Source organism: Cellulomonas sp. ES6, from assembly GCF_030053835.1.
Taxonomy (GTDB): domain Bacteria; phylum Actinomycetota; class Actinomycetes; order Actinomycetales; family Cellulomonadaceae; genus Cellulomonas.
The window spans coordinates 572,314-588,373 of the sequence record NZ_CP125655.1 but is presented as its reverse complement, the minus strand read 5'-3'; the positions used below and the strand labels follow the sequence as shown (position 1 = coordinate 588,373).

The 16,060-nt window shown below is 75.0% G+C and carries 14 protein-coding genes; 8 read left to right on the top strand and 6 right to left on the bottom strand.

Annotated elements, in window-relative coordinates:
- The first annotated feature begins 141 nt into the window (after window positions 1–141).
- Window positions 142–1,086 carry an ROK family glucokinase gene (locus P9841_RS02755; RefSeq protein WP_283320587.1) on the top strand — a complete coding sequence of 315 codons (945 nt, stop codon included), beginning with the start codon at window positions 142–144 and terminating at the stop codon, window positions 1,084–1,086.
- A 73-nt stretch (window positions 1,087–1,159) separates the two neighbouring features.
- Here the strand turns inward: P9841_RS02755 and P9841_RS02750 are convergent, their stop codons facing one another.
- Window positions 1,160–1,801 (bottom strand): hypothetical protein, encoded by a 642-nt coding sequence (locus P9841_RS02750; protein ID WP_283320586.1) that lies wholly within the window; start codon window positions 1,799–1,801, stop codon window positions 1,160–1,162.
- A 97-nt stretch (window positions 1,802–1,898) separates the two neighbouring features.
- Between P9841_RS02750 and P9841_RS02745 the strand changes: the two genes are divergently transcribed.
- From P9841_RS02745 to P9841_RS02735, 3 genes are all read left to right on the top strand, one after another.
- Window positions 1,899–2,675: a lysophospholipid acyltransferase family protein gene (locus P9841_RS02745; protein ID WP_283320585.1), complete on the top strand. Its 777-nt coding sequence runs from the start codon at window positions 1,899–1,901 to the stop codon at window positions 2,673–2,675.
- Window positions 2,676–2,809: 134 nt separating this feature from the next.
- Complete coding sequence (locus P9841_RS02740; RefSeq protein ID WP_222172330.1) at window positions 2,810–4,030, top strand: pyrophosphate--fructose-6-phosphate 1-phosphotransferase; 1,221 nt, start codon at window positions 2,810–2,812, stop codon at window positions 4,028–4,030.
- On the top strand, window positions 4,030–5,382 hold the full coding sequence (locus P9841_RS02735) for a class II 3-deoxy-7-phosphoheptulonate synthase (RefSeq protein WP_283320584.1): 1,353 nt from the start codon (window positions 4,030–4,032) through the stop codon (window positions 5,380–5,382). The genes P9841_RS02740 and P9841_RS02735 overlap by 1 nt, the downstream gene beginning before the upstream one ends.
- A 73-nt stretch (window positions 5,383–5,455) precedes the next feature.
- Here P9841_RS02735 and pknB read toward each other — a convergent pair whose 3' ends face one another.
- The gene (gene pknB, locus P9841_RS02730; protein WP_283320583.1) at window positions 5,456–7,456 is read right to left on the bottom strand and encodes a Stk1 family PASTA domain-containing Ser/Thr kinase; all 2,001 of its coding nucleotides are present in this window, start codon (window positions 7,454–7,456) and stop codon (window positions 5,456–5,458) included.
- 48 nt (window positions 7,457–7,504) lie between these two features.
- Window positions 7,505–8,722 (bottom strand): lytic transglycosylase domain-containing protein, encoded by a 1,218-nt coding sequence (locus P9841_RS02725; RefSeq protein WP_283320582.1) that lies wholly within the window; start codon window positions 8,720–8,722, stop codon window positions 7,505–7,507.
- A gap of 228 nt (window positions 8,723–8,950) precedes the next feature.
- On the opposite strand from P9841_RS02725, the gene P9841_RS02720 reads away from it, so the two are divergent.
- Window positions 8,951–9,406: an Rv2175c family DNA-binding protein gene (locus tag P9841_RS02720; protein WP_502848331.1), complete on the top strand. Its 456-nt coding sequence runs from the start codon at window positions 8,951–8,953 to the stop codon at window positions 9,404–9,406.
- Window positions 9,407–9,486: 80 nt separating this feature from the next.
- Here P9841_RS02720 and P9841_RS02715 read toward each other — a convergent pair whose 3' ends face one another.
- On the bottom strand, window positions 9,487–10,605 hold the full coding sequence (locus tag P9841_RS02715; RefSeq protein WP_283320580.1) for a polyprenyl synthetase family protein: 1,119 nt from the start codon (window positions 10,603–10,605) through the stop codon (window positions 9,487–9,489).
- A gap of 17 nt (window positions 10,606–10,622) precedes the next feature.
- Window positions 10,623–11,126 carry a hypothetical protein gene (locus P9841_RS02710; protein ID WP_283320579.1) on the bottom strand — a complete coding sequence of 168 codons (504 nt, stop codon included), beginning with the start codon at window positions 11,124–11,126 and terminating at the stop codon, window positions 10,623–10,625.
- Window positions 11,127–11,252: 126 nt separating this feature from the next.
- Between P9841_RS02710 and P9841_RS02705 the strand changes: the two genes are divergently transcribed.
- The 3 genes from P9841_RS02705 to P9841_RS02695 all read left to right on the top strand — a co-directional run bounded on the left by P9841_RS02705 (window position 11,253) and on the right by P9841_RS02695 (window position 15,470).
- Window positions 11,253–12,785, top strand: coding sequence for a DUF4192 family protein (locus P9841_RS02705; protein WP_283320578.1), 1,533 nt, complete (start codon window positions 11,253–11,255; stop codon window positions 12,783–12,785).
- Window positions 12,786–12,912: 127 nt separating this feature from the next.
- Window positions 12,913–13,311 (top strand): universal stress protein, encoded by a 399-nt coding sequence (locus P9841_RS02700; RefSeq protein ID WP_283320577.1) that lies wholly within the window; start codon window positions 12,913–12,915, stop codon window positions 13,309–13,311.
- Window positions 13,312–13,916: 605 nt separating this feature from the next.
- Window positions 13,917–15,470 (top strand): RNA polymerase sigma factor, encoded by a 1,554-nt coding sequence (locus P9841_RS02695; protein WP_283320576.1) that lies wholly within the window; start codon window positions 13,917–13,919, stop codon window positions 15,468–15,470.
- 212 nt (window positions 15,471–15,682) lie between these two features.
- On the opposite strand, the gene P9841_RS02690 is transcribed toward P9841_RS02695, so the two are convergent.
- Window positions 15,683–15,919, bottom strand: coding sequence for a DUF7455 domain-containing protein (locus P9841_RS02690; protein ID WP_283320575.1), 237 nt, complete (start codon window positions 15,917–15,919; stop codon window positions 15,683–15,685).
- Window positions 15,920–16,060: the final 141 nt, after the last annotated feature.

The window sequence follows — 16,060 nt, the reverse complement described above, 5'->3', positions numbered from 1 at the left end:
CGTTCAGGGAATCCGGGCGCGCACGCTAGCGTGGGCTCGCACGCGCGCGCTGCCGCCGCACCGGTGCGGCAGCACCCGGGACGCCCGGCGGCCGTGCGCCTTCGTGCGGGACGCACAACCACGACGCGGAAGCGGGGAAGCATGCACGCCATCGGTGTGGACATCGGCGGGACGAAGATCGCCGCCGGTGTGGTCGACGAGGACGGCCGCATCATCGCCAAGACGCGGCGCGACACCGACCCCCGCGACTCGGGCAGCGTCGACCGCGGCGTCATCGAGGCGTGCCAGGAGCTCGCGTCCGAGCACGAGGTGGGCGCCATCGGCCTCGCCGCCCCCGGCTTCATCGGCGCGGACCAGGCGACCGTGCTGTTCACCCCGAACCTGCCGTGGCGCGACCACCCGCTGCGCGACATCGTCGCGAAGGAGCTGGGCGACGACGTCCGGATCGTCGTGGAGAACGACGCCAACGCCGCCGGCTGGGCGGAGTTCGCGTTCGGAGCCGCACGCGACGTGCAGGACATGCTCCTGCTGACGATCGGCACGGGACTCGGCGGCGCGCTCGTCGTCGGCGGCAACCTCATCCGCGGCGCCTGGGGCGTGGCGGCCGAGGTCGGTCACATGCGCGTGGTCCCCGGCGGCCACTACTGCGGCTGCGGGCACGAGGGCTGCTGGGAGCAGTACGCCTCGGGCAGCGCCCTCGTGCGGGACGCGCAGTCGGCCCTCATCACGCAGCCCGAGCGCGGCGCCCGCCTGCTCGAGCTGGCCGGCGGCGACGCCGACGCGCTCACCGGGCCGCAGGTGACGCAGGCCGCGCAGGAGGGCGACCCGCTGGCCGTCGAGCTCCTCGCGGAGCTCGGCCGGTGGATCGGCGAGGGCTCCGCGTCCGTCGCCGCGCTGCTCGACCCGGCGATCGTCGTCATCGGCGGTGGCGTCAGCGCGGCCGGCGACCTGCTGCTCGCCCCCGCCCGCCGCGGGTTCCTCGACCAGCTGTCGGCGCGCGGGCACCGCCCGGAGGCCACGTTCGCGCTGGCCTCGATGGGCAACGACGCGGGCATCGTCGGCGCGGCGGACCTCGCGCGGCGCTGAGCCGCCCGCCGGGGCCGAGCCGCCCGCGGTGCCCGGTCGCCCGCGGGTGCGGTGACGCGCGGACCCGCGCGGCTCAGACGACCGCGCCGTCCGCGTCGTCGTGGTCGTCCTCGTCGCGCCGGTGCGGCATCCGCCACAGCAGCACGACGAGCCCGAGCAGGAACACCGCCACCGACGCCTGCACGATCGCCGACGGGGCGTCGCGCCAGCCGAGCAGGACGACGAGCCACAGCAGCGGCATCCCGCCGACCGCGAGCCACGCCATCGTGAGCAGCGGGTCGCCGCCGAGCACCGGCCCGGGGTCCGGCGGCACGAAGTGCTCCGCGTCGTCGACGCGCCGCTCCGCCTCGTCGATCTGCCCGGTGGCGTCCCAGTCCCGCCCGGTACCGCCCCCCGGCAGGCCCGCGGAGCGGTCCTCGTCGGCGTCGGTCCGGGCCTCGTCGCCCCCCGACCGGGCCGGACGCACGACGCGGCTGTCGGTGACCCATGGTGCGACGGGGTAGGTTACGGCGGGACCGGACGACGTCCGCGGGTCGTCCTGGCCCGTGGCGCCGGAGGTCGACGGCCCGGTGAGGTCCGTGCCGCCCTGCAGGTCCGCGACGATCGCGGCCCACTGCTCGTCGGACACCTCGGCGGACCGGTCGGCGCGCGCGGCGTCGCGCTCGTCCCCGTCGGGGGACGGGTCGTCGGCGGGGTGGTCGGGACGCGGGGCCATGGCAGCACTCTAGAGTCGGCTCCGAGCACAGGGCACGGGACGGGGTCGACGGTCCCGCGCGACGAGGGCGAGAGGTGGCAGGTTGTTCTACTGGTTGATGAAGCGGGTCCTGATCGGCCCGCTGCTGCACCTGCTGTTCCGCCCGTGGGTCCGCGGGGCGGAGCACGTGCCGAGCAGCGGCGGCGCGATCCTCGCGAGCAACCACCTGGCCGTCATCGACTCGTTCTTCCTGCCCCTGGTGCTGGACCGCGAGATCGTCTTCATCGGCAAGAACGAGTACTTCACGGGGCGCGGGCTCAAGGGACGGCTGACCGCGGGCTTCATGCGCGGCGTCGGGACCATCCCGGTGGACCGCAGCGGCGGCAAGGCGTCCGAGGCGGCGCTGCGCACCGGGCTGCGGCGCCTGGAGGAGGGCAAGCTCTTCGGCATCTACCCGGAGGGCACGCGCAGCCCCGACGGCCGGCTGTACCGCGGCAAGACCGGCGTCGCCCGCCTGGCGCTGGAGTCCGGCGCGCCGGTGGTCCCCGTCGTCATGGTCGACACGGAGAAGGCCCAGCCGCTCGGGCAGCGCCTGCCGCACCCGCGCCGCATCGGCGTCGTCATCGGCGAGCCGCTCGACTTCAGCCGCTACCAGGGCATGGAGAACGACCGGTTCATCCTGCGCTCGGTCACCGACGAGATCATGTACGCGCTCATGAGCCTGTCCGGCCAGGAGTACGTCGACATCTACGCCGCGACGCAGAAGGCCCGCATCGCCACCGGCCACCCGGCCGCGACCGGCCCCGCCGCCCCGGAGCCGACCGCCCCGGGCGGCCGCGCCGTGCCCGATGTCCAGCCACCGGTCCCGCCGGAGGAGGACGCCGCGGCTCAGTAGGATGAGCCCGTCCGCCGTGCCCTGCGCGTGGCGGCACCCCGGACCTCGGTCCCGGTTCCGGGTCTCGTGCGTCGCGTTCAGTGGCGCGCGGGCTGGGGACCCCCAGCCGTGCTGATCAACGAGAGGTGTGTCTCATGTCGGTTCGTCGCGTCGCGCTCCTGACCGCGGGTGGCTTCGCTCCGTGCCTGTCCTCGGCCGTCGGTGGCCTCATCGAGCGGTACACCGAGATCGCGCCCGAGGTGGAGATCATCGCGTACGAGCACGGCTACTACGGGCTGCTGCGCGGGGACAAGATCGTCATCACCGACGAGGCGCGCCGGCAGGCGGGCATCCTGCACCGGTTCGGCGGCTCGCCGATCGGCAACTCCCGCGTGAAGCTCACCAACGCGGCCGACTGCGTCAAGCGCGGGCTGGTCCAGGAGGGCCAGGACCCGCTGCAGGTCGCGGCCGAGCAGCTCAAGGCCGACGGCGTCGACGTGCTGCACACCATCGGCGGCGACGACACGAACACCACGGCCGCGGACCTCGCCGCGTACCTGGCGGAGAACGACTACGGCCTGACCGTCGTCGGCCTGCCGAAGACCATCGACAACGACGTGGTGCCGATCAAGCAGTCGCTGGGCGCCTGGACCGCCGCCGAGGAGGCCGCCGGGTTCGCCGCGAACGTCATCGGCGAGCACCGCTCCGGCCCGCGCATGCTCATCGTGCACGAGGTCATGGGCCGGCACTGCGGCTGGCTGACCGCCGCCGCCGCGTCCGAGTACCGCAAGTGGCTCGACGCCCAGGAGTGGGCCCCGGCCCTCGGCCTGACCCGTGAGCGCTGGGACATCCACGCGGTGTTCCTGCCCGAGCTGGCGATCGACATCGACGCCGAGGCCGCGCGCCTCAAGGCGATCATGGACTCCCAGGGCAACGTCAACATCTTCCTGTCCGAGGGTGCGGGCATGCACGAGATCGTCGAGCAGCTCGAGGCGTCCGGCGCCGAGGTGCCGCGCGACCCGTTCGGCCACGTCAAGCTCGACACCATCAACCCGGGCCAGTGGTTCGCGAAGCAGTTCGCGGAGAAGCTCGGCGCCGAGAAGGTCATGGTCCAGAAGTCCGGCTACTACTCGCGCGCCGCGGCCGCGAACGCCGAGGACCTGCGCCTCATCAAGTCGATGACCGACCTGGCCGTCGAGTGCGCCCTGCGCGGCGAGGCCGGCGTCATCGGCCACGACGAGGAGGACGGCGACCGCCTCAAGGCCATCGCGTTCCCGCGGATCGCGGGCGGCAAGGCGTTCGACGTCTCGCAGCCGTGGTTCGGCGCGCTCCTGGAGGGCATCGGGCAGCCCCTGGTGCCCGCAGCGGCCCACTGATGAGCGTCGAGGCCGACCCCGCGGTGCTCGAGGGCCTCGAGCACTGGCGGACCCTGCCCGTCACGCAGCAGCCCGCGTGGCCGGACGCCGACGCCCTCGCGCGCGTCGGCGCCCGGCTCGCCGGGCTGCCCCCGCTGGTGTTCGCGGGGGAGGCGGACGCGCTGCGCGGCCAGCTCGCCGCCGCGGGCCGGGGCGAGGCGTTCCTGCTGCAGGGCGGTGACTGCGCCGAGACGTTCGCGGAGGCCACGGCCGACAACATCCGCGGCAAGATCATGACCGTCCTGCAGATGGCGGTCGTGCTCACGTACGGCGCCAGCCTGCCCGTCATCAAGATGGGCCGGATGGCGGGGCAGTACGCCAAGCCGCGTTCGTCGGAGACCGAGACCCGCGACGGCGTGACGCTGCCGGCGTTCCGGGGCGACATCATCAACGGCTTCGAGTTCACGCCCGAGGCCCGCACGCCCGACCCGGAGCGGCTGCTCGACGCGTACCACACGTCCGCGTCGACGCTGAACCTCATCCGCGCGTTCACCACCGGGGGCTTCGCGTCCCTGCTGCGGGTGCACGAGTGGAACCGGGGCTTCACCGCGAACCCGGCGTACGCGCGGTACGAGGAGATCGCCGCGGAGATCGACCGCGCGATCCGGTTCATGGCCGCGTGCGGCGCCGACTTCGACGCGCTGCGGACCGTGGACTTCTACTCGAGCCACGAGGGCCTGCTGCTCGACTACGAGCGTCCCCTCACGCGCATCGACTCGCGGACCGGGCTGCCCTACGACTGCTCGGCGCACTTCCTGTGGATCGGGGAGCGCACCCGGCAGCTCGACGGCGCGCACGTGGACTACTTCAGCCGCGTGCACAACCCGATCGGCATCAAGCTCGGCCCGACCTCGACGGCCGACGACGCCCTGCGCCTGATCGACAGGCTCAACCCGAGCGCGGAGCCTGGCCGCATCACGTTCATCACGCGCATGGGCGCCGGGAAGATCCGGGACCTGCTGCCGTCGCTCGTCGAGAAGGTCACCGCCGACGGCCGTCCCGTCACCTGGGTGTGCGACCCGATGCACGGCAACGGCATCACGTCGGCGTCCGGGTACAAGACGCGGCGGTTCTCCGACGTCATGGACGAGGTCGCCGGGTTCTTCGAGGTGCACCGGTCGCTCGGGACCGTGCCGGGCGGGCTGCACATCGAGCTCACCGGGGACGACGTCACCGAGGTGCTCGGCGGCGCGGAGGAGATCGACGACGCCGGGCTGGCGCGCCGGTACGAGACGCTCGTCGACCCGCGGCTGAACCACCAGCAGTCGCTGGAGCTCGCGTTCCAGGTGGTGGAGCTGCTCCGCCGGAGCTGAGACCCCGCGACGACGCCCCGTGCCGCGCGCCCCGACGAGGGCCGCTGCGCGGGGCGTCGTGGTGCGCAGCGCGTCAGACGACGGTGAGGGTGATGACGGTGCCCGGTAGAACTGACTCGCCCTCCGGGACGCTCTGGTCGACAACCGTCCCGATCAAGCCGCCCCAGGAGTTCTTGCGCTCGACCTTCAGCCCGAGGTCGGTGAGTGTCTTCTCGGCCTCGGCGAACGTCATGCGCTCAACGTTCGGCACGGCCACGGGTTCCGGCCCCTTCGACACCTGCAGCGTCACGGTGTCCGTGCGGTGCCCCTCGGTGCCGCCCTCGGGGGACTGGGAGATCACGCGGCCGGCCTCGACGGTGTCGCTGAACGCCTCCTGCGCCTCGACCTTCAGGCCGATGGCGTCGAGCTGCGTCCGCGCCTGGTCGAGGGTCGCTCCGACGACGGAGACCACGGTGACGGGCTCGGGTCCCTTGGACACGGTGAGGTACAGCGTGGACCCGCGCCGGATGGAGGCGTTCGGCTCGACGGCGGTCCCGTCGGCGTCGGTGATCGCGGTGACGACGCCGAACCCGGCGGTGTCGGAGTAGACGTTGTCGTTGTAGTCCACGACGAGGTCGGCCCCGGTGATTGCGGCCTCCACGTCGGCCTGCTGCTTCCCGACGAGGTCAGCGGGCACGGTGACGAGGTCGGGGCCGCGGGAGACGGACAGCGTGACGCTGCCGTCCTTGCGCACGGGGTCGCCCTCGGCCGGCTCCGCGGCGAAGACGGTGCCCTTCGGCGCCGAGTCGTGGAACTCCTCGACGGGGTCGGCCCCGAGACCCGCGTCCTGGAGCTCCGCCACGGCCTCGTCGACGGTCAGCGACGTCACCTCGGGGACGGTCGTGTAGGCGCCGGGCCCCTCCGCGAGGTACCACCACGTCCCGCCGCCGGCAGCGGCGAGGACCAGCACCGCGGCGAGCGCCCAGCGCCACCAGCGACGCCGGCGCGGCGGCGCGGGGGAGTCGACGGCGGGCTCGGGCCCGCCCGCGGTGACGACGCCGATCGGCAGCGCGACGGTCCGTCCGGGTGCGTCGATGCGCGCCGTGGCGTCCGAGGGACGGCCGTCGTCGTCGGACGGGTCGTCGCCCCGGAGGTCACCCGGCCCGTCGGACTCCGGGTCGGTGGCCTGGGGGAGCGACACGGCCGGCTCGACGTCCACGCGGCGGTCGAGCGTGGCGGTGTCGAGCGCCGTCCGCGTGCGCCGCAGCAGCGCGAGCGCGGCCCCGGCGTCGGCCGGGCGGTCGTCGGGCTCGCGGGCCGACAGCGCCCCGACCAGCTCGTCCACCTCGACCGGGAGCCAGGACGCGGTGTCGGACGGCGCGGGCACGTCGGAGTTCACGTGCTGGAACGCGATCTGGATGGGCGTCTCGCCGGTGAACGGCTGCGCGCCGGTGATCATCTCGTACAGCAGCACGCCCGCGGCGTACACGTCGGTGCGGGCGTCGCTGCCGCCGTGCAGCACGAGCTCGGGGGCGAGGTAGGCCACGGTGCCGAAGACGGTGCCGGTGGTGGTGGACGTGACCTCGGTGACGGCGCGCGCGAGACCGAAGTCCGTGACCTTCACCCGGCCGTCCGACGCGAGCAGGACGTTCTCGGGCTTCACGTCGCGGTGCACGAGACCCGCGCGGTGCGCCGCGGCCAGCGCGTCGAGCACCTGCTCCGCCACGCCGAGCGCCTCGCCGACGCTCAGGGACCCGCGCTCCGCGAGGTGCCGCCGCAGGTTCACGCCGTCGACGTACTCCATGGTCAGGTACGACGTCTCGCCGTCGACGCCCTGGTCGTACACCCCGACGAGCCCGGGGTGCGTCAGCCGGGCGGCGGCGCGCGCCTCCCGCCGGAACCGCGCGACGAAGTTCGCCCCCGCGGTCCCCTCGGCGAGGTGCGGGTGCATCACCTTCAGCGCGACGTCACGGTCCAGCCGGCGGTCCACCGCGAGGTACACGGTGGCCATCCCGCCGCGCGCGATCCGCGAGACGACCTGGTACCGCCCGTCGACCAGGCGGCCGACGAGCGGATCGGTGACGGTGGCTCCCACGGCGCGCAGTCTACGGTGGCGGGGTCGCCGGACCCGGCAGGCAGACCGTCAGAAGCGCGCCATGAGGGTCTGGACGTTCGCCACGTAGCGCCGGGTGTCGCTGAACATCCCGTTGCGCTTCACCGAGCCGGCGCCCTGGTAGTACGACGCGATGGCCGTGGGCAGGTCGGGCGAGGTCTTCACGAGCTGGCGCAGGATCGCCACGCCCGCCACGACGTTGTCGTCGGGGTCCAGCAGGTTGAGGTCGCGGCCGACCAGGTCCGACGCCCAGTCGCCCGACGTCGGGATCACCTGCATGGTCCCGATCGCGTTGGCGGGGGAGACCGACGTGTGGTCGAACCCGGACTCCTGGAACGCGATCGCCTGGGCCAGCGCGGCGTCGACGCCCATGGCCCGGGCGGTCGAGGCGACCTTCGCCTGCATCTGGTCGCGGCTCGGCACGCCCATCGCCAGCAGGGACGCCTTGTTCGCGTTGGCGGAGGCGACCACGCTCGGCGCGTAGGTGCGGCCGAGGAACGTGTTGCCGACAAGCGCGGTGCCGCCGGTGGCCTGGGGCGTGGCGGCGGGCGCGGCCGTCGCGGTGGCGCCGGCGCCGGGGATGGTGAGGGTCTGGCCGACGCGGATGAACGCGCGCGAGTCCAGGCCGTTCGCGGACACGACGGCGGCGACGGTGGTGCCGTAGCGCTGGGCGATGGCGGAGACGGTCTCGCCGGAGGCGACGGTGTGGGACCCGCCGGTGGCCTGGGGTGCGGCGGCGGGGGCGGCCGTCGCGGTGGCGCCGGGGATGGTGAGGGTCTGGCCGACGCGGATGAACGCGCGCGAGTCCAGGCCGTTCGCGGACACGACGGCGGCCACGGTGGTGCCGTAGCGCTGGGCGATGGCGGAGACGGTCTCGCCGGAGGCGACGGTGTGGGACCCGCCGGTGGCCTGCGGCGCGGCGGCGGGCGCGGTCGTCGCGGAGCGCTGGGTCGGGATCGTGAGCCGCTGCCCCTCGCGGATGAACGCGCGCGAGTCCAGTCCGTTCGCCGTGCGGACGGCGGAGACGGTCGTGCCGTGCCGGGCGGCGATGTGGCTGACGGTGTCACCGGACCGCACCGTGTACTGCTCGTCGGCGTGCGCGGCTCCCGCCGACGCCGTGGCGGCGACGGCGGCGATCGCGATGGCGCCGGTCCCGGTCGCGAGGCGGCGTCCACGGGCGCGGGAGGCGGCGCCGGGCGCCTGGGCGCGGGCGGCCTGGTCCGTGAGGGCGAGGGCGGGCTGCGTCATGGTGGGGACCCCTGTGCTGAGGACGTCGCCGCTGGCGGTGTGCGAGTGACGTGTGTGACTACTGTGACTGATGTGACTAGTGCGACGGTAGTGCAGGTGACGGGGCCTGGGAAGTCGGCGGTCGCATTTGTCCGGTTGACCTGCGCCGATCCGTCGCGACGTCACCCGCTGGGTGGACGCACGGGACGTCCGGGCCGGTGGCGGCGCCGCCGGGACGCGAGGCGTCGGATGCCGCCCGGGCTCAGTACGCTGGCCCGCGTGACTGCGCAGCCCACCCCCGATGACCTGGTCGACACCTGGCTGACCGTGCCCGACGCGGCCGACGAGCTCGGCCTCGACGCCGGCAAGGTCCGCCGCCTGCTGAAGGAGCGGCGGCTGGCCGCCGTCCGGCGGGGGGAGCCGCGGGTCCTCAGCATCCCCGCGGCGTTCCTCGTCCCGGTCGACGCGGCGAACCCGGTCGCCGACCCGCACGCCGACGAGGACGACGAGGCGCCCGCGGCGCGTGCCACGGTGCTCGCCTCGCTGCAGGGCACCCTGACGGTGCTCGGGGACGCCGGCTTCTCCGACGAGGAGGCCATCGTGTGGTTGTTCACCCCGGACGACTCGCTGCCGGGACGCCCCGTCGACGCCCTGCGCGCGGGGCACAAGACCGAGGTGCGGCGTCGCGCCCAGGTGATGCTCTGAGCGTGTGACGCGCCGGTGCCGGTGCGGGCGGCGGCGGGCGGCCGGACCCGCGCCGGCACACCGGCTCGGGACGCCGCCGTCTAGGCCCGGCGGTCCACCGCGGCGTGCGCCAGCTCGAGCAGCATCGCCCGGCCGTCGTCGGCCAGGGGCGCGGCGGCCAGCTCGGTGAACGCCCGGTCGCTCAGCCCGGCGATCAGCTCCTCCACGTCGGCGACCGCGCCGCTCGCGCCGATGAGGGCGGCCAGCGCGCCGCACGCCGCGTCGTCCAGGTCGCGGTCGCCGAGGCCGGTGCGCAGCGCGTCGACGAGCGCCACGTCGCCCGACTCCTGCGCGCGGGCAATCGCCCGGGCGACCAGCACCGTGCGCTTGCCCTCCCGCAGGTCGTCGCCGGCGGGCTTGCCCGTGGCGGCGGGGTCGCCGAACACGCCGAGCAGGTCGTCGCGGAGCTGGAACGCCTCGCCGAGCGGCAGGCCGTAGCGGGCCGTGGCCGCCAGCGCCGCGTCGTCCGCGCCCGCCAGCACCGCGCCGAGCCGCAGCGGGTGCTCCACGCTGTAGCGGGCCGACTTCGAGACGATCACCTCCCGGGCGCGGGCCTCGTCCTCGACCGGGTCCTCGCCCCACGGCAGCACCTGCGCCAGCAGGTCGAGGTACTGCCCGACCGTGACCTCCGTGCGCATGCGCTCGAAGACGTCGTGCGCCCCCGTCCGCCGGTCCGCCGGGCACCGCTCGACGGCCCGGACGAGCTCGCGCTCGCTCGCGACGAGCGCGAGGTCGCCCAGCAGGATCGCGGCGGACTCCCCGAACCGCCCCGCGTCGCCCGACCACCCCTGCGCGACGTGCCGAGCGGCGAACCGCCGGTGCGCCGACGGCTGGCCGCGGCGGGTGTCGGAGTCGTCCATCACGTCGTCGTGGAACAGGGCGGCGGCCTGGAACAGCTCGAGCGCGGCACCGACCCGCAGGACGACCTCCGCGTCCGCCGAGCCCGCCTCCCCGCCGTGCGCGCGCCACGACCAGTAGCAGAAGGCCGCCCGCAGCCGCTTGCCGCCGGCGAGCATCTGCCCGAGCGCCTCCGCGAGCGGGACGGCGCCGGCGCCGGCGGCCGCCAGCTCGGGGACGAGCCCCGCGACGTGCTCCGTGAGCAGGGCGTCCACCCGGGGGCGCAGATCCTCGACGTCGACCAGGGCGGTGGTGGGGCTCACGCGGCGAGCCTAGGGCCTCAGAGGCGGACGGACCCGCCCAGGGTGAGCGTGCGGACGCCGTCGCGGTCCAGCACGCCGAGCGTCAGGATCTCGTCGGCCTGGTCCCCGCGCACGAACGTGGACGAGGCGGCCAGCCCCGAGGTGCCCGGGTCCACGACCGTCTCCGTGAAGCCGGCGGCCGCGAGCTGGTCGCGCACGTCCTGCACCAGCGCGTCCGTGCCCAGCGGGCTGCGGAGGTTGAGGCTGATCGTCGTGAGGCCCGTCGCCGCGTCCGGCTCGGCGCTCGAGACGAGGATGTCGCTGCCCTCGGGCGGAGCCACCAGCTCGGACGGGAAGCCGGGCGCCAGCCCTCCGACCTGCGAGCCGGTGGCCGTCGGGCTGGGCAGCAGGGACTCCGTCGGCGCGGGCGTGGGGTCCGGGCTCACGAGGGTGGTGGGGGCGGGCGCCGGGTCGTCGTCCGCGCAGGCCGCCGTCGACAGGACCGCGAGCACCAGCAGAGCGGTGGCAGGTCGGACGAGCACGCGGTCACAGTAGCGCCGCTCCCCGCGCGGGGGCCGAGTCCTCCACAGGGCCGTCGCCGGTGCGTCGTCCCCAGCGCGCCCGCGCCGGCGCGCCGCGACGGGCCGGTGCCGCGGTGGAGTGACGCCATGACCACCACGACCACGACCACGACCACGGCGCCGAGCGCGGCGGCGAGCGCGACGCCACCCGCGGCGGACACCCACGGGCGGGGCGCCACCCGGCTCGCGCCTGCGCAGCAGCGTCCCCACCCCACCCCGGAGCTGCTCGGAGCGCTGCCGTACCAGCTGGGCTTCCGCCCCGAGGAGTGCCTGGTCGCCGTCGGGCTCCGCGGTCCGGGACGCAGCATCGGCCTCGTGGCCAGGATCGACCTGGACGACGTCCTCAGCCCGGCAGGTCCGGACCTGCTCGACGACGTCGCCGGGCACCTCGCGGCCGACCACGCGGTGGAGGTCGTGGTCGTCGTCTACAGCACCGAGGGCGACCCGCGCGACCTCCCGCCGGGGTCGGGCGCCGTCGGAGGTGCCGACACGCAGCGGGCGGCCGAGTCGGCCCGGGCGGCGCTGGAGCACCTCGGTCCGGTCACGACCTGGATGGTGGCGCAGGGTCGGTACCTGGGACTGACGTGCCTCGACGCGGCGTGCTGCCCGCCCGGCGGGCGACCGCTCGCGGAGCTGGAGCAGGGCGGGATCGCCGGCCCGGTGTCCCGCGCCCGGCCGCTGCCCCGGCGTACGGAGCTCGCCGCCGTCCCCGTGGCACCCGCGGGCCGCCGGCGCTCAGCAGCCGCCGCCAGGTCCCGGTGGACGGACGCCCGGCTGCGTGCGTCCGGCCCGGAGGCGCTGCTCGGCTGGAGGGAACGCTCGCTCCGGGCCTGGCGCGCCGCCGTCGCCGACGTGCACCGGTCGCCGGGCGAGGGCGTCGACCTGAGTCCCGCCCAGCTCGGTCGCATCGAGGCCGCGCTCGAGGACACGACCGTGCGGGACGCGGTGGTGCTCACCCTGATCCGGCCGGAGGCGACCCTCCCGGATGCGTTGCTGCGACACCTCCCGCACTCCGGCGGCGCGGACGCGGCGGACGGCGGGCCGACGTCCGGGGCAGGTGCCGGGACGGTCGAGGATGGCGCGGGCCTGACGGGCGACGCGTCGACAGCCGCGGGCGGCGCCGGGACCGTCGACGGTGTATCCGGCGTGGGGGACGGCGCACGGGGGACGCAGGGCGACGCCACGGACGCGCGTCCGGCCGGGCGTGGCACGACGGGCGTGCCCGGCGCCGGGGGTGCGGACTCCGCCGCGGCGTCGGACGCGGACGACGGCGCCCGCGGGTCCGAGGTCGCTCCCGCCGACGCGGCATCCGTGTCCGCGGCGGTGCGGCGCACGCTGGACGTGCTGCTCGAGCCCGAGCACGCCGAGGAGCCTCGGGAGGACGTCGCGTCGGCAGCGCGCGCGGTGCTCGAGGCCGTCGTGGCCCACGGTCGCACGGGCCGGCAGGCACCCGCGTGCACGCTGCTGGCGCTGCTCGCCTGGTGGGCGGGCGACGCGATCCGGGCGCGGCTGCTGGTCGACCGGGCGCTCGCGGAGGACCCGTCCCACCGGCTGGCCGAGCTCCTGGACCGGGCGCTCGGTGTCGGGCTGGCTCCGGGGTGGCTGCGTCGTCGCTGCTGAGCGGCCCGGCGCTGTCGTGCGGGTGCGGCGCGTTCCGGTACCGTCGGACCACGGTCCGCAGCCGCACCCGAGCGATGTCCTCGCGTTGCCGGCGACGGACGCCGAGCAACACGTGCGAGGAGCACCCATGAGCATCGTGGTCGGGTACCTGGCGACGGTCGAGGGGCGTGCCGCCCTGGCCGCCGCGACGGGCGAGGCCGTGCGCCGGTCGGAGCCGCTCGTCGTGGTCGTCAGCGAGCGGGGGGACGAGAGCGACGAGCAGCGCTCCGAGCTGTCCGCCTCGCTCGACGACGTGCGCAGCTCGCTGGAGTCGCGGGGCATCCCGCACGACATCCGCGTGATCGCCGGGGGTCGCGATGTCGCCGAGGACCTCATCGGCACCGCCGAGGAGACCGGCGCCACGCTCATCGTCATCGGCCTGCGCCGTCGCAGCCCGGTGGGCAAGCTCATCCTCGGCGCCAACGCCCAGCGGATCCTGCTCGACTCGCCGTGCCCCGTCCTCGCGGTGAAGCCCGACCCGAGCTGACCTCGCGCGACCAGGGCACGCCCGCCGCGACGCGGGAGGTCGCGCCGCCGGACGCGGGTCCGGGGACGCCGGTGCTGCCGGGGCGAGGGGGCGCCTCAGCGGTGCTCCGCTGCCGCGCTTCGGCGGCGCCCACGCCCGCGCCGGGCTCGGGCGTGGGTGAGCCCTGCGTGGACGCCGGTCTCTCGCTGGTGCGTGTGCGGCGTGGTGTCGGGTCGCCGCGTGTGCGTGTGCGGCGTGGCCGTCGAGTCGTCGCGTGTGCGCGTCCCGCGTGGCCCGCCTGGCTCTCGTGTGTGCACGTCCCGTGTGGCCCGCCGGGCTCTCGCGTGCGCACGTCCTGCGTGGTCGGGGAGCCCCTGCGGGTGCGTGTCCCGTGGTCCGTCGGCGGCCCTCGCGAGGCGATCCCGGGCCCCCGTGGTGACACGCCCGGGACGGGCCTGCGGGAATCCTCCGGGCGACCCGCGCGTTGAGCACTCACGACAGGGTCACCTGCCGCGCCGGCCAGGGTCTCGCCACCCCCGGGCGATGCTCCGCCGTGGGTGCGGCCGGTACAATATCGAGGTACCCGATGCGCCGAACCGGGTCCCTTTGCTGCCGAAAGGTCATTCGTGACGCCCCAGACTTCCACCCCCACCCTTCCGCGCGAGTTCGAGCACCCCGCCCTGCAGGACCTCGTCCGCCGCGGGCGCACCAGCGGGAGCGTCGACGCCGCCGCGCTGCGCTCGGCCTGCGAGGCCGCGCAGGTGGAGGACGCCAAGCGGCTGAAGGCCGTCGTGCGCGGTCTGGCCAACGCCGGGATCTCGGTCTCCGAGCCCACCGCGGCCACGACGCGCGTCGCGGCCGCCACCACCGCGAAGGCCCGGCCGTCCACCAAGGCCGTCGTGTCGGAGGACGGCGACGACGCCAAGCCGGCGCCCCGCAAGCGTGCCGCGGCCAAGCCCGCGGCGAAGAAGACCACCACCGGCAAGGCCGCGACCGCGAAGCCCGTCAAGGCCGCCGGCAAGGCCGAGGACGACATCGACGACGAGGACGTCGAGCCGGACGAGGTCGAGATCGAGGACGTCGAGATCGACCCGGCGGACGCCACCACGGACGGTGACGACGAGTCCACCGAGGACGGCGACACCGAGACGCCCGCGACGCCCGCCGCCGCGACCCCCAAGGCGGACGAGGAGACCGAGGACGTCGGCTTCGTCGTCTCCGACCGCGACGAGGACGACGCGCCCGCGCAGCAGGTCGTGACCGCCGGTGCGACCGCCGACCCGGTCAAGGACTACCTCAAGCAGATCGGCAAGGTCGCGCTGCTGAACGCCGAGCAGGAGGTCGAGCTCGCCAAGCGCATCGAGGCCGGCCTGTTCGCCGAGGAGCGCCTCGCCGCGGTCGGCGACGACCTGGAGCCGAAGGCGCGCCGCGAGCTGCAGTGGATCGCGCAGGACGGCCGACGGGCCAAGAACCACCTGCTCGAGGCGAACCTCCGCCTCGTCGTCTCGCTGGCCAAGCGCTACACCGGCCGCGGCATGCTGTTCCTGGACCTGATCCAGGAGGGCAACCTCGGTCTGATCCGCGCGGTCGAGAAGTTCGACTACACCAAGGGCTACAAGTTCTCGACGTACGCCACGTGGTGGATCCGCCAGGCGATCACCCGCGCGATGGCCGACCAGGCGCGCACCATCCGCATCCCGGTGCACATGGTCGAGGTCATCAACAAGCTCGCCCGCGTCCAGCGGCAGATGCTCCAGGACCTCGGCCGGGAGCCGACGCCCGAGGAGCTCGCCAAGGAGCTCGACATGACCCCCGAGAAGGTCGTCGAGGTCCAGAAGTACGGACGCGAGCCCATCTCGCTGCACACCCCGCTGGGCGAGGACGGCGACAGCGAGTTCGGTGACCTCATCGAGGACTCCGAGGCCGTGGTGCCCGCCGACGCGGTGAGCTTCACGCTGCTGCAGGAGCAGCTGCACCAGGTCCTCGACACGCTGTCCGAGCGGGAGGCCGGCGTCGTGTCGATGCGCTTCGGCCTGACCGACGGCCAGCCGAAGACCCTCGACGAGATCGGCAAGGTCTACGGCGTGACCCGCGAGCGGATCCGTCAGATCGAGTCCAAGACCATGTCGAAGCTGCGGCACCCCAGCCGCTCGCAGGTGCTGCGCGACTACCTCGACTGAGCCCCCCCGGGGCAGCAGGACGGCCCCTCCTCGACCACGCGGTCGGGGAGGGGCCGTTCGTGTGCCGGTCACCCCGCGGGCTCCTCGCCGGGCTCCTCGCCGGCCCTGCGGACGCGAACGGGCCCGCCCGGCTTCTCGGCCGGGCGGGCCCGTCGTGGTGGTGCGGTGGCGGCGTCGCGCGGTCCCGGCGCGCCGCGGGGGTCGTGGTGCGGTCAGCGCGCCCCGGCGCCGGCGCCGTGCTCGGCGAGGAGCTTGTCGGTCTCGTCCTGGACGTGCGTCGCGAGCTGCGAGTACTTCGGCGCGTGCTCGCGCGCGTGGTGCGCGCAGAACAGCAGCTCGCCCACGGGCAGCAGCACGCGGACGTAGGCCTGAGCGCCGCAGCGGTCGCAGCGGTCGGCTGCAGTCAGCGGAGTCGTGGTCTCAAGAGTCCCAGTCACGTTGTCATACAACCATCCCGGCCCGGGATCCTTCCCGTCGGGAGCGGGTGGTTCGCTGCGGGCGAAGCAGAAGTCACCCGGTGCTCACACAGCCGCAACACGACCGGCACACTCCCGGCGCGGCATGGCTCCGCGGGAGTGCCCGGTGGAGCG